Source organism: Pseudanabaena sp. UWO311 (genome assembly GCF_006937785.1).
Taxonomy (GTDB): domain Bacteria; phylum Cyanobacteriota; class Cyanobacteriia; order Pseudanabaenales; family Pseudanabaenaceae; genus Pseudanabaena.
Genome location: NZ_SJEE01000018.1, coordinates 90694 through 103642, shown reverse-complemented (window position 1 = coordinate 103642; position 12949 = coordinate 90694). Strand labels below are relative to the sequence as shown.

The window sequence follows — 12949 nt, the reverse complement described above, 5'->3', positions numbered from 1 at the left end:
TTATTAGCCGACCGAGGATTTGCCAATCCAGAATTAGTACGCTATGTGCGGGAATTAAAATGGCAATGTCGGATACGGATTAAGGGTAATTTCTGGATACACCATCCCAAGAATGGTTGGCAGACTGTCAACCAATTGCACCTCGGTCTCGGCGAAGCCAAGTTGATTCACAATGTTAAAGTCCACAAAACTAAGTCCAAGTCCCTTACTGATGTGCATATCGCGGCTGCTTGGGAATCTACCAGTCAAGAGTATTGGTATATTCTCAGTACTGAACCCACTACAGTCCAAACTTTTCGCGAGTATGGGCTTAGATTCGATATTGAGGAGAATTTCTTGGATGATAAATCTAATGGCTTTGATTTGGAATCTTCCCGCTTACGCTCGGCTCCTGCCATTTCTCGACTCTGTTTGGTGCTTGCGTTGACCACTTTATTCTTAACTGCTCAAGGATTAGCTGTTGCCGATTCTGGCTATCGTCGTTTGGTTGATCCTCATTGGTTTCGTGGGCTTAGTTATCTCAAGATTGGCTGGAACTGGATTCACTCCGCGATCACGAAAAACTGGGCTTTCTTGCCTTCCTACTCTTTTACTTCTTATCTTGACTCTGACCCTGCTATCGCTTCTCGTCGAAAATATCTTCAGAAATTGTTCCGTATTTCATTCTATGCTTCTACTCTCGACTGGGCTTCCTAGTCTTTTGTCAGTCAATCAGCCCAATAACTCACTGGTACATAGCGTTTAAGCCGAAACTGATTCCAAAGCAACATCAGCAATAGACCACTCATAATGTAGGATGTATTGACTAAGCCAAACTTCAGTTCTGCCTTTAAATAGTCTGCCGCAGTTTCTCCTACCGTAGTCGCCAAAATCTTAATAATCCAGAAAGCAACTGTAACCTCTGGAACTCTATTTAACACTTTTTGCATAATCATAATATTTAATAATGGGAAAGTAAAAATTTTCCTTTGGCTTCCAATTTGTTATCCATAAAAATTAATTAATGCTCCTCCATCAGATTTGGGAGAACATTAATTAACAATCTAACTGTTTCAAATTATTGTGACATTCAACAATCTGGACTAGATTTGTAGAGTGTCAACCTAACTTGCTACTTAGCCATATCATCATTGGTTTCGCCATCACCATCGCCCATTCCAGTTTCAGAAACTTGAATGCTACTGCGAACGTGATTATTTTCACTTCCCTAATTGTTCAGACTGTCGGTATACAGGACACGACCGTTACCAGCATCGACTTTAACTTCCTTCTGAGCGATCACGACAGAATAGACAAGACTACCATTTTCATTCTCCAACTTCACAGAATTTGCCTTGCCAGCAACAGTAGCTTCTGCGGCTTGTTGCGCTTGCTGAGGCGTGATTTTTGCCAAAGCGCTGAGTTTGGCAGACTGATTTGCATCCATTTGATCGTCTTTGGCTTCACCAGTTTCGCGATCAGCAACTTCAATAGCTGATGGTTGAGATGCTTGCATGGGGATAGCACGAGCAGCTTTTGCCAAACCACCAACACCGACTAATCCGACTAGTGTCGCAGCTAGAAACGCTTTTGTCGAAGTTTTCATCACAAGTAACCTTGATTTATTGATTTACGTTTCCAACTATAGAGATCAATAATCAAGAAGTTGGAAAGGTTGTGTATTTACTAAGCTTGGCGACCAGCGATCGCTATAAATTAATAAACGTAGGAATTCTTTCTAAGTTCTTGATTGTTTGTGTTTATAGTGTTCTCTGATCATCAAATACTCGATTATGTTTTTAATTGCGATCGCTTCTTCTGAGACTGTAGACCTTGGATTCGTGCAATTAGGTTATCTTAAAGTAATTTTCTTGGGAATTGTCCAAGGAATTACCGAACTATTACCCATTAGTAGCACTGCTCACCTCCGCATTGTCCCCAGTTTACTCGGATGGCAAGACCCTGGTTCCGTATTTTCCGCAGCTATGCAGCTTGCTAGTTTAGGTGCAGTTTTAGCTTATTTTTGGCAAGATATTAAAAGCTTAGTTGGTAGTTCGATAAGAGCGATCGCTCATCAAGATTATCAATCTAAATTTTTTCGCCTAACATTAGGATTACTAATTGGCACTATTCCCATTGGGATTGCAGGAATCTTACTAAAAAAGACCTTAAACGCTCCTAATTCTCCTTTGCGTAGCCTTGCTGTCATTGGTGTTGCATCTATTGGTATGTCTTTATTGCTGGCGATCGCTGAGTTGCGAGGTAAAAGAGAAAGGACTTTTGAGAAACTCACACTTTTAGATGGACTATGGGTAGGAATTGCTCAAGCTTTTGCCTTAATCCCTGGGGTATCTCGTTCTGGTTCTACTTTAACGGCAGGATTATTTCTGAATATGGAAAGAGAAACTGCGGCTCGATTCTCATTCCTGTTGGGATTACCTGCAATTATTCTGGCAGGAGCCGTAGAGTTACATTCTCTAACCAAAGCTGGGTTAGATCTAAATGGTTGGTTAATTCTTGGTGCAGGTTTGACCTCTGCTAGTATTTCCGCATTTGTAGCGATTTTTGGACTGCTACGATATTTAGAGAAGCGAAGTACTTGGTTCTTTGTTTGGTATCGCCTAGTAATGGGATTATTTTTATTGATTGGTTCAGCAATGGGTTTTCTTCGCTGAGATGTATATGAAACTCATGAGCCAATCAATGTCTTGCAGTCTATCGGAGAATCAGGATTTCTTGTAAAAAGATCTTATTAAAACGGGTGAATTTAACTATGTGCAGTCGAAACAGGTTAGTGCGTAGAAATATTTCAGTACATATGGAAACATCAAACACTGAAATTGATCAACTAGCAGAGACTCTAATGGGCAACTGCTATAAGAGCCAAGCGAGTAAACATGGCTTATATCAATCGTTTCTCTTTGAGAAGGAAGCAAATGCCAAGCAATTTTTTATAGATGTGTTTCGATTTCCCGAAGTAGTCAGCGTTAGTTTTGATCAATCTTTATAAAAAGTTCCTAATTTGTGCTAAGGGAAACGAAATTTACAGCATTTCTCTGAATTATAGATTTTGGGAAATATTACTTTCCAGTCATTTTTACTTATCAAATAATCAGTCTAAATATTTTCTATGCAGCAATTAGTTAAGGTATGGATTAATCGCTTAAACTCTTGGAGCAGTTTTCGCGGCTCTAGTATTGGTGTAGTTAGTTTTGTTGGTTGTCTTGCACTATTAATGGTCTTGGGGTGGTTGTGTCAAGAGGTCTGGGAGAAAGAAGCCTTTAGCTTTGACACTAATATTTTACTTTGGATTCATCAATCATCAACCCCAATTTTAGATTCAATAATGCTCAATATTACAGGTTTAGCAGATCCACCAATGGTGGCTGCAATCTTCTTTGGCACTACATTCTGGCTTTGGAGAAAGCGCAATCATTCACAAATAAAAGTATTTGCGATCGCCTGTGTCGGAGGGCTAGCTCTTAATGTTGGGTTGAAACTCTTTTTTGCTAAACCACGACCCCAACTATGGCATCAAATAATTGTAGAAACATCTTCTAGTTTCCCAAGTGGTCATGCCCTTGGAGGAACAGTAGTGTATGGATTTTTAGCATATTTACTAGCAAAAGAGTTCCCTCGATCTTCTCGACTAATTTATGTCGTAATGACAGGATTAATTTTGTTGATTGGAGTAAGTCGCCTATATTTGGGGGTTCACTGGTTGACTGATGTAATTGCAGGTTACTTGGTTGGATTTTTGTGGTTAGTTACTTGTATCTTTCTCCTAAATCGTAGTTTGATAAACAATGCTGGAATTTATAGCGATCGTCATAATGACTAAACTAAATCAAGTAGAGGTGCTGCACAAAGCACACCTCTACTTGGAAATAAATTAAAAGAATAAATGGCTTTCGGGTTGAATATTGATTTCCATCGGTACGGCTTGTGGATCGGCGGAGAGCGCAAACATGATTGCATTTGCCGCTGTTTCAGTCGTTAACATTTTGCTGCGATCGACCTTCAGGCTAACGTTATCCCAGAATGGCGAATCAATTCCCCCAAAATAAAATAGAGTCACCTTAATACCTAAACGGCGAAGTTCATCTGCCATACATTTGCTAAATCCGATCGCCCCAAATTTTGAAGCACAATAAGCTGATGCCATAGCCATGGGATGTTTGCCAAGAATGCCAATTACATTACAGATATGACCAATCTTGCGATCCTTCATTACATTAGCAACCACTTGACTGGTATAGAAATTCCCCTTGAGATTGAGATCCAGCATCTGGTCAAGTTCTTGCGGTTCAATGCGAAGGAATTGCTTCATCACACCCGCACCTGCGGCATTCACTAAGACATCAATCTGTCCAAACTGGGCGATCGCCTTCTGCACCATCGCTTCGACTTGCTCATATTTAGTGATGTCTGTGGGAATAGCGATCGCCTCGCTATCATAGTCATCTTCCAGATTGTTGACTAGCTCTTCTAACTTATCAACATCTCTAGCTACAAGAACTAACTTCGCTCCTGCTTCAGCTAGTTTTGGTACAAGTGCCGCACCAATTCCGCCTGTTGCACCGACAACGACAACAACTTTACTTTGCATCTTAAAAATACGATTTGTTTACAATACTTTACACTCCTTTACATGATAGAGCTTTGCAAGAAAAAAGAGCGCAACGCGCTCTTTTTTCTTGCAAAGCTCTATTTCAGTTTTTGGTTAGGCAACTCCATTTTCCTGAAACCAAGCCTGTAAACGCTTCCAGCCATCCTCGGCCTCGGTCTGTCTATAGGAAGGACGATAATCGGCGTGAAAAGCGTGAGGTGCGTCAGGATAAATAACAATTTCGGATTTGGTACTGCAACCTTTGAGGCGATCGCGCATTTGCTCAACCGTATCTAAAGGAATACCCGTATCTTTGCCACCATAGAGTCCTAATATTGGTACTTGTAAGCTCTTGGAGATGTCAACTGGATGTTTGGGCGTGAGTGCGGTTGATTCGCCCACAAGTCTGCCATACCATGCGACACCAGCCTTGACTTTAGGGTTATGAGCAGCATAAAGCCAAGTAATTCGTCCACCCCAACAAAAACCAGTAATTCCCAGTTTGTTTGGATCTCCCTTCGCAGATTTCATCGCCCATGCCACAGTTGCATCAAGGTCAGACATTACCTGTGCATCAGGTACTTTACTAACCACTTTCCGAATCTCAGCAATATCCGTTAGTTTTGACACATCGCCCTGTCGATAAAACATTTCAGGGGCGATCGCTAAATAACCTAATTTGGCTAAGCGACGACAAACATCTTGAATATAAGCATGAACTCCAAAAATCTCTTGGACAACTAAGATGACAGGGAAATCTTTGCCAAAAGTCGGTCTAGCCCGATAGGCGGGAATTATGCCGTCTTTGACAGGGATTTTGACTTCACCTGCGATGATCCCCTTGAGATCGGTAGTAATTGTTTTGGCAGAAATTGGCTGTACAGCGATCGCAAAGCCAGCCGTTAGACTACTAATCGCAATGAACTTGCGTCTGGTTAGTTTTGGCATTTAAGTTAACCTTCAGAATTATAGATGGCGATAAGTTTTCTCTAACGCTATCTATATTCTGCAACCTAAAAAGGAAAGATGGCGCAAGCGCCATCTTTCCTTTTTTAAACAATCCTTGTCATTAATAAATCCGTCTAATCCGCGATTCAGACCATTGATCTATTTACCAATTTTGACTGGAGTTTTGACGCTCTGTAGCTCATAAATTGCAGTTTCCAGCAAAGAAATGCCTGTCATTTCTTCTGGTTTTGGGACTTGCAAAATTTCTAAAATCGTAGGTGCGATATCCGCTAGACGACCACCTGAAGGCTTGAGCTTGACATCAGCACCATGACCATAGATCTTGCATCCTTCACCCTCTATCAAAATAAATGGTACAGGATTGCTAGAGTGGGCAGTCCAAGGATTGCCATGCTCATCCCACATATATTCAGCATTGCCATGATCGGCGGTGATCAAAGCCGTACCTCCTGCATTAGCGATACTCGCTAATAGTTTGCCCAAACATTTATCTACATGTTCAAGAGCCTTGACCGTAGCTTCAAAGTTGCCAGTGTGCCCAACCATGTCTGGGTTAGCGTAGTTAATTACGATCAGCGAATAAATGCGTTTAGCGATCGCCTCTGAGGCGATGCGTGTCACCTCAGCCGCAGACATGGCAGGTTCTTGGTCGTAGGTAGAGACCCTTGGACTATTGACCAAAACGCGATCATCACCTTCACTGGCTTCTTCCAAACCACCATCAAAGAAATAGGTGACATGGGCATATTTCTCAGTTTCGGCTAGGCGTAATTGTTTTAGTCCATGCTTTGCCACGACTGGCCCCAGCAAATTCGTTAAGTTTTGGGGTAAAAAGGCAACAGGAACAGGTAGAGCGCTATCGTACTGCGTAAATGTGGCATAGGCGATATCCTCGATATAATCGCGTTCAAAACCTGCAAAGTTTTTCGCAACAATAGCTTGGGTAATCTCACGAGAGCGATCTGGACGGAAATTAAAGCATATTACACCGTCCCCAGAAGCGATCGCACCTTGTGCAATTCGAGTTGGGGGCAAAAATTCGTCAGTAACTTTTTCTTTGTAGGCAGATTCCAACAAATCCGTTGGTTCAGTTAGCTCAGTGGTGATGCGATCATTAGTCAGGACTTCATAGGCTTTTTGAACGCGATCCCAACGCTTGTCGCGATCCATCACAAAATAACGTCCACTGATCGTGACAATGCGTCCGACACCAATTTTTTTAATATGTGCTTGTAAAAGCTTTATAAAGTTGATCCCTGAATGGGGCAAAGTGTCTCGTCCATCAGTAATCACATGAATACAGACATCGTCAATTTGTTGAGATTTGGCTAAATCTAGTAATCCCAATAGATGATCGATATGTGAATGCACGCCGCCATCAGAGCAAAGCCCGATAAGATGCAATTTGCTATGGTTAGCCCTGACCTTTTCACAAACTTGGACTAGTACAGAATTTGACAACAACGAGCCATCATCGACAGCATCAGAAATTCTCACTAATTCCTGAGGCACAACTCGACCAGCGCCAATGTTTAAATGTCCAACTTCGGAGTTGCCCATTTGACCTTTTGGTAAGCCAACATCTTTGCCAGAGGCTTGGAGGAGAGTTTTTGGGTAGGTACTCCACAGACTATCCATGACGGGAGTATTTGCTGCGGCGATCGCATTGCCCTCGGTTTCTTCCCTATGTCCCCAGCCGTCTAAGATGATCAGAACCAGTGGAGAAACAGACCCCGTTTGCATAAAAGACAGTTCCTTGTTAAGTACATGTTCACTCCTCACTAGGCAATCATACCATTGGAGCAAATTTACGGATTATCTTAACAATACTTGGCAATTTGCGCGATCGCAATGTATCGTAAAAAACTTTTAATTATTCCCAAAATTGCCGTGCTTTATTTCAAAACCAATTTTGGGGTTAGCAGTGCGCACGGCACTGCTAACCCCAAAATTGCTCATTTATTTTGCCGATCGCTAAGGAATGTATGATGATTACTCTGTAGTGCTTTGCTGTGACTTAGGTTAGTTAGTAAAACATCACAATAAATTCTTTCATCGGTTCAAAAATTTCCCTCACGAATGGCGCTAATAGTTCAGAAATATGGTGGCTCCTCCGTAGCCGATGCCGATCGCATTAAAGCAGTCCGCGATCGCATTAAGCGGACAGTTGATGCAGGCAATCAAGTTGTGGTCATAGTTTCGGCAATGGGCAAAACCACCGATGGTCTAATTGCCCTTGCGCAATCTGTGTCAACTAATCACACCCCAACCCTCATCGAAATTGCTGCGAAAGAGCGTGAGATGGATCTGCTCTTAGCTACAGGCGAACAGGTGACGATCGCTTTGTTAAGCATGGCACTTCAGGAGGTCGGTCAACCTGCGATCGCCATGAATGGCTCGCAAGTGAGGGTAGTCACCGAGCCGAACCATACCCGCGCCAGAATTTTATATGTGGAACCAGATCAAATCAAAGCCGCGCTTGCTCTCGGCAAAGTTGTGGTGATTGCAGGGTTTCAAGGCGTAGCAATTGATCCAGCAACGGGCTTGCCTAGTACTGAAATTACGACCCTCGGACGCGGCGGCTCAGACACCTCAGCGGTTGCGATCGCGGCGGCGATCGAAGCTGACATTTGCGAAATATATACTGATGTTCCAGGGATTTTGACGACTGACCCGCGCATTGTGCCCAAGGCGCAGATGTTAACAGAAATTACTTGCGATGAAATGCTGGAGCTAGCTAGTCTAGGCGCAAAGGTTTTGCATCCGCGATCAGTAGAAATCGCCCGTAATTTTGGCGTAAAAATGTGTGTGCGATCGAGTTGGCTCGATGATGCAGGTACAGTGATCACTTCGCCACGCATCGGTACGGGCAATCTCAAATCCTTAGAAGTGAATCGGTTTGTCGAGACGGTCTCCATTGATTACGATCAGGTCAAAATTGCGCTCTTGCAAATTCCCGATCGCCCAGGAATCGCTTCGCAACTTTTTAAATCTTTAGCCGCTCAAGGAATCAACGTTGACTTGATTATTCAAGCGGTGCAAGAAACCGAAGGGGTAAATGACATTGCTTTTACGATTCCTCAAAATCAATTGCTGTTGGCGGAAGTGGTCACCCGTGGTCTGGAAATCGGGGCAAGTTTAGTTACCGTCGATTCCAATGTTGCCAAAATCAGCATTATCGGAGTGGGCATGATCGGACGACCTGGGGTTGCTGCCCAAATGTTCACATCTCTCGCTGAAGCGGGTATCAATATTCAAATGATTTCCACTTCTGAAATAAAAATTAGTTGTGTGATTGCGGCAACCGATGGGGAAAGTGCGATCGCGGCGATCCAAACAGCCTTTAATGTACCAGTGCGATCGCATCAAGCCTGTGAAATTACTTCTGAAAATAGCTCAGATATTTCTCCTGTGCGTGGGGTAGCTTTAGATCGTAATCGTGCCAGAATTGCAGTACAGCAAGTACCCGACCGCCCAGGCATGGCAGCGAAAATCCTTGAGCAACTTGTTGAACAAAACATTAGCTTGGATATGATTGTGCAGTCACAGTCTGATCGCGATGTTAATGAGATTGCTTTTACTGTAGCGATCGCCGATCTTGCTAAAGCAGAAACAGCACTGAAAGAATATGCTAAAGTTCTCGGCTATGGTGAAGTTTCCTGCGATGGTGACATTAGCAAAGTCAGTATTGTCGGTGCAAATATGATCCATCAGTCGGGAATTGCCGCCCGCATGTTTAGCGCTCTTGCGGATGCAAACATTAATATTGAGATGATCGCCACATCCGAGATTAAGGTTAGCTGTGTGGTTCGTGATCATCAAGCGGAACAAGCACTGAAAGTTATTCATCAAGAGTTTAACCTGTCTGGCGATCATGCAATTGAAGTTCCCAGTGCCTTGAAAAAGTAGCAAGCGTGGCTCTTCACGTCACACTTGCTAAACAGGCTTTAAGATAAGTACATATTCCGCGAGCATTTATATGTCATCTGATAATTCTAGCGATCGCTCTGATGATTCACCAGTCAATCCTCCTACCGATCCTAAGCAAGTACCGCCTGTTCCGAAACAAGAACATCCAGTCAAAAATTTCTTACTTGATAATCTACCTACTGTCACAGTGGCAATTTTGTTGGCAGTTGGGGTGCGGGTATTTGTTGCCGAGCCACGTTATATTCCTTCAAGCTCGATGGAGCCAACTTTATTAATTGACGATCGCCTAATTATTGATAAGCTTTCAATCCGTTGGCGCAAACCTGAGCGCGGTGAAATTATCGTATTTAATCCACCGATTAATCCTATTGTCCCTGATGCTTCTAAGGTATATATCAAACGAGTGATTGGTGTGCCAGGCGATCGCATCAGTATTCATGATGGCAAAGTCTTTATCAATGATGCGCCTCTCAATGAGCCTTACATTGCTGCACCGCCAAACTACACTTTGCCAACTCAAGACGATGCTCTCTGTCCCAACTGCTTTCGTCCAGATAATGTCCAGTCTGGCAAAGAACATCCATATTTCACTGTGCCAAATGGAAAATATTGGGTGATGGGCGATAATCGCAATAACAGTTTGGATTCCCATGCATGGGGATTTATGCCCGAAGAGAATCTAGTTGGTCGAGCGATGTTTCGTTACTGGCCATTTGACAATCGTGCTGGTAATTTAAACGTTCCTAAATATTAGACCCTCACCCTCCATCTCCTTCTTCCTTTGGGAGAGGGGGAGAAAGATTTGTCCCCTCACAGAAATTGATACATGTCCACAGAAATTAAGTTAGATCCGCAAGCTCCCATTAAGCCTTGGTGGCAACAACATGGCGAAACCATTCGGATTTTTGTCATTGCCCTTGCGATCGCCTTATTTCTCCGCACTTTTATTGTCGAGCCACGCTTCATTCCCTCTGGCTCGATGGAGCCAACTTTACAAGTAGGCGATCGCATTTTAGTAGATAAGATCTCACAGCAATGGCAAGAACCTCAACGTGGCGATATTTTGATTTTCTATCCGCCTAAGTCTCCTGCGATTGAAGACAATACTAAAGCCTATATCAAGCGCTTGATTGGCATCGAAGGCGATCGCATTGCTGTACGTGGTGGCAAAGTCTATCGCAATGATGAACCTCTCAACGAGCCATATATTGCGGAAGCACCCAAATATATGATGCGTCCTGTCACTGTTCCCAAAGGTCATTATTGGATGATGGGCGACAATCGCAATCACAGCAATGATTCGCACATTTGGGGATTTCTGCCCAAGGAAAATGTGATTGGCAAAGCAACTATTAGATTTTTTCCTTTTGGCGATCGCTTAGGCGCAATTACAACAAGTAAATAACACCTAAAAACCCCCTTCTAATCCACTAATTTAGACCATGGCAATGATCTATAAAAATCAGCGACTTTTTGAAACAACTCATCAAAGTCTGGAAGTTCACCCTCTATCTCGTCTTCAAGTGTGTGATAGTCTTTTTGAGCTCTGGATTTTAACTCTGGGTCTTCAAATGAATTTATATCTGGCGCGATCTCTCTTGCTTTCGATTTAATAATTAAGGAATCCAAGATTTTGCTTCTTTCAAAACTGTCAATATCTCCTAATCTTTCGATTAGTAAGTTTAAGTCATAAACATCTTGTCTACGACTTCTATTTCTAGAAACTTGCTGTAATAATGAGCGATATTTTTCGGCTATTAAGTCTGTTAATGAATAAGTCAAAATGCCTTCTTTAAAATTTAGCTTTAAATCCTCAATATTAGGAGTTGCTTCATTCAAACTATAATCAATTGATACGATATTCAGTGATTTCAAAGATAATAATCGCTTATGCTGAGATGTTCCTTTATATGCATATCCTACTGTCATCTTAATTGATGGATATGTAGCTTTAGGGTCTTTTGGCTGTAACTTACTACTTTGTACACGACAATCTAAACCATAATCTAATTCCTCAACCATCTGGGCTAGGCTACTATTCAAGGATTCACGAACGCCATCTTCAGTAATCTCTCCACCGCGTGGTTTCTCAGTAGAAAAGTCGATATCTGTTGTAAAGCGATGACTTTTATATCTGATCGCTAATAAAATGCCTCCTTTCAAAATCATGTTTGCTTTTAAGTTACTATCTGAAGCAATTGCCGACAAGATAGTATGTACAGCCTGACGAAACGCCTTATTACTTGTAGTTGATGCTTCTTCAACCCATTCTTTGATGTCATATTCCTCGATTTTACTCATCAATCACTATTCCTGAAAATATTCAAAGAAATTTTCCATTTATCTGACCATTTTGGAAAGTATTCTGAGCTTGAATCAAGCTTTCTCGATCCACCCCTTTGAGCAAATGAAGACCAACCATTAATAACCTCATTATTAATACCTAAACGCTCATTCAAAATATAGCCTGCCCTAACCTTATCGATAGGCTCTCCATTTTTATCAATATCGTCAGTTATCAACCTGAGATATTTCTCTCCATATTCATCAAATACATCTAATATATGATTGATACCCCCACATAGTTCAGGATTTCTTAACATATCAAGGAATGTTCTTCCTATAGTCGAAACTCTAAGAGGTCTCCCCCTAACATTCTTATATGCTCCCAAATGCTTAGAACTCAGACAATGAAGATCTGTCTTCTCGATCTTATTCATGTTCGGTCTAACTAGTTTTGGCAACCCATGCTCACAATAATTTTCAAAATCATCGCCCAGATCTTTCTGCATTTTCTCTTTTGCTAAAGATCGCCAAGTATCAGTCGGAGGGGAAGATATAAATAGTTTTTTTGGTATTCGATCTGTTAAACCATGATACGACATGGCACTTAGATGAGAGATATAGCAAAAAGGGTCAACTGCACAGGCTATATCCTCAGGATCGCCATCAGATCGACCAAGAAGAGTAAAAATTTTGGATAGATTCTTATGAGGAAACAAAACTCCTTGATCTATTAATAGATTTAAGTGTTCAGCAATGTCTGCTTTTTCCGCAAAGTCCTTGTGGAGATTTACAGTTTCACCACCATAAACCTTGCTTCGGTATATTTTGTTTACAGTTAATCCAAACTGATATCTAGAGATGACGGGCTTATCTAAACTACCAAGTGATAATGTGATGGCTTTCTCAACTTTCATAAATAGCTGGTACTCAAAAAACTGAAAGCTACACTACAATGTTAGGATTACATCCTTAGGATGTAATCCTAACATTGTAGTGTAGCTTTGTCAAGAGGATCTGGGCGGCTATAGCAATTCTCATTATGGAAATTTTGCCTTGATTTAGCTCAGCTTACTGGGAATATCTGTAATAGCTATCCTTGAAAAGCTTATACATTCTTCCAAAATTTGAAAGCCTAGACAAACTAAAAGTCATAATGAGAATTGCTGTGTTGATACA

At 41.9% G+C, this 12949-nt stretch carries 13 protein-coding genes and 1 pseudogene; 7 read left to right on the top strand and 7 right to left on the bottom strand.

What is annotated here, in order from left to right; translation table 11 throughout:
- Positions 1-696: transposase (locus tag PseudUWO311_RS14880; protein WP_142656035.1), on the top strand; the 696-nt coding region annotated here is incomplete at its 5' end.
- A 20-nt stretch (positions 697-716) separates the two neighbouring features.
- Here the strand turns inward: PseudUWO311_RS14880 and PseudUWO311_RS14875 are convergent.
- Both PseudUWO311_RS14875 and PseudUWO311_RS14870 read right to left on the bottom strand, forming a co-directional pair.
- Positions 717-929 (bottom strand): annotated as a pseudogene (locus PseudUWO311_RS14875) (hypothetical protein); the annotation flags it as partial.
- A 278-nt stretch (positions 930-1207) separates the two neighbouring features.
- Positions 1208-1585, bottom strand: coding sequence for a PepSY domain-containing protein (locus tag PseudUWO311_RS14870; protein ID WP_223807588.1), 378 nt, complete (start codon positions 1583-1585; stop codon positions 1208-1210).
- Between the two features lie 187 nt (positions 1586-1772).
- On the opposite strand from PseudUWO311_RS14870, the gene PseudUWO311_RS14865 reads away from it, so the two are divergent.
- The 3 genes from PseudUWO311_RS14865 (at position 1773) to PseudUWO311_RS14855 (ending at position 3820) form a co-directional block, all read left to right on the top strand.
- Positions 1773-2654: an undecaprenyl-diphosphate phosphatase gene (locus PseudUWO311_RS14865; RefSeq protein ID WP_142656034.1), complete on the top strand. Its 882-nt coding sequence runs from the start codon at positions 1773-1775 to the stop codon at positions 2652-2654.
- A gap of 143 nt (positions 2655-2797) precedes the next feature.
- Positions 2798-2989: a hypothetical protein gene (locus PseudUWO311_RS14860; RefSeq protein WP_142656033.1), complete on the top strand. Its 192-nt coding sequence runs from the start codon at positions 2798-2800 to the stop codon at positions 2987-2989.
- Between the two features lie 120 nt (positions 2990-3109).
- The gene (locus tag PseudUWO311_RS14855) at positions 3110-3820 is read left to right on the top strand and encodes a phosphatase PAP2 family protein (RefSeq protein ID WP_142656032.1); all 711 of its coding nucleotides are present in this window, start codon (positions 3110-3112) and stop codon (positions 3818-3820) included.
- A 51-nt stretch (positions 3821-3871) separates the two neighbouring features.
- On the opposite strand, the gene PseudUWO311_RS14850 is transcribed toward PseudUWO311_RS14855, so the two are convergent.
- The 3 genes from PseudUWO311_RS14850 to gpmI form a co-directional block, all read right to left on the bottom strand.
- A complete protein-coding gene (locus PseudUWO311_RS14850) occupies positions 3872-4588 on the bottom strand; it encodes an SDR family oxidoreductase (RefSeq protein WP_142656031.1) in 717 nt (238 codons plus the stop codon).
- A gap of 114 nt (positions 4589-4702) precedes the next feature.
- Complete coding sequence (locus tag PseudUWO311_RS14845) at positions 4703-5536, bottom strand: dienelactone hydrolase family protein (RefSeq protein ID WP_142656030.1); 834 nt, start codon at positions 5534-5536, stop codon at positions 4703-4705.
- Positions 5537-5695: 159 nt separating this feature from the next.
- A complete protein-coding gene (gene gpmI, locus PseudUWO311_RS14840; protein ID WP_142656029.1) occupies positions 5696-7300 on the bottom strand; it encodes a 2,3-bisphosphoglycerate-independent phosphoglycerate mutase in 1605 nt (534 codons plus the stop codon).
- 336 nt (positions 7301-7636) lie between these two features.
- Between gpmI and PseudUWO311_RS14835 the strand changes: the two genes are divergently transcribed.
- The 3 genes from PseudUWO311_RS14835 to lepB (PseudUWO311_RS14825) all read left to right on the top strand — a co-directional run bounded on the left by PseudUWO311_RS14835 (position 7637) and on the right by lepB (PseudUWO311_RS14825) (position 10892).
- Positions 7637-9466 carry an aspartate kinase gene (locus PseudUWO311_RS14835; RefSeq protein ID WP_142656028.1) on the top strand — a complete coding sequence of 610 codons (1830 nt, stop codon included), beginning with the start codon at positions 7637-7639 and terminating at the stop codon, positions 9464-9466.
- A gap of 70 nt (positions 9467-9536) precedes the next feature.
- The gene (gene lepB / locus PseudUWO311_RS14830; protein ID WP_142656027.1) at positions 9537-10241 is read left to right on the top strand and encodes a signal peptidase I; all 705 of its coding nucleotides are present in this window, start codon (positions 9537-9539) and stop codon (positions 10239-10241) included.
- A gap of 72 nt (positions 10242-10313) precedes the next feature.
- A complete protein-coding gene (gene lepB, locus PseudUWO311_RS14825) occupies positions 10314-10892 on the top strand; it encodes a signal peptidase I (protein WP_142656026.1) in 579 nt (192 codons plus the stop codon).
- Positions 10893-10909: 17 nt separating this feature from the next.
- Here the strand turns inward: lepB (PseudUWO311_RS14825) and PseudUWO311_RS14820 are convergent, their stop codons facing one another.
- Positions 10910-11788 (bottom strand): nucleotidyl transferase AbiEii/AbiGii toxin family protein, encoded by an 879-nt coding sequence (locus PseudUWO311_RS14820; RefSeq protein ID WP_142656025.1) that lies wholly within the window; start codon positions 11786-11788, stop codon positions 10910-10912.
- The gene (locus tag PseudUWO311_RS14815) at positions 11788-12687 is read right to left on the bottom strand and encodes a hypothetical protein (protein WP_142656024.1); all 900 of its coding nucleotides are present in this window, start codon (positions 12685-12687) and stop codon (positions 11788-11790) included. Before PseudUWO311_RS14815 ends, PseudUWO311_RS14820 begins: the two co-directional genes overlap by 1 nt.
- Between the last annotated feature and the right edge of the window lie 262 nt (positions 12688-12949).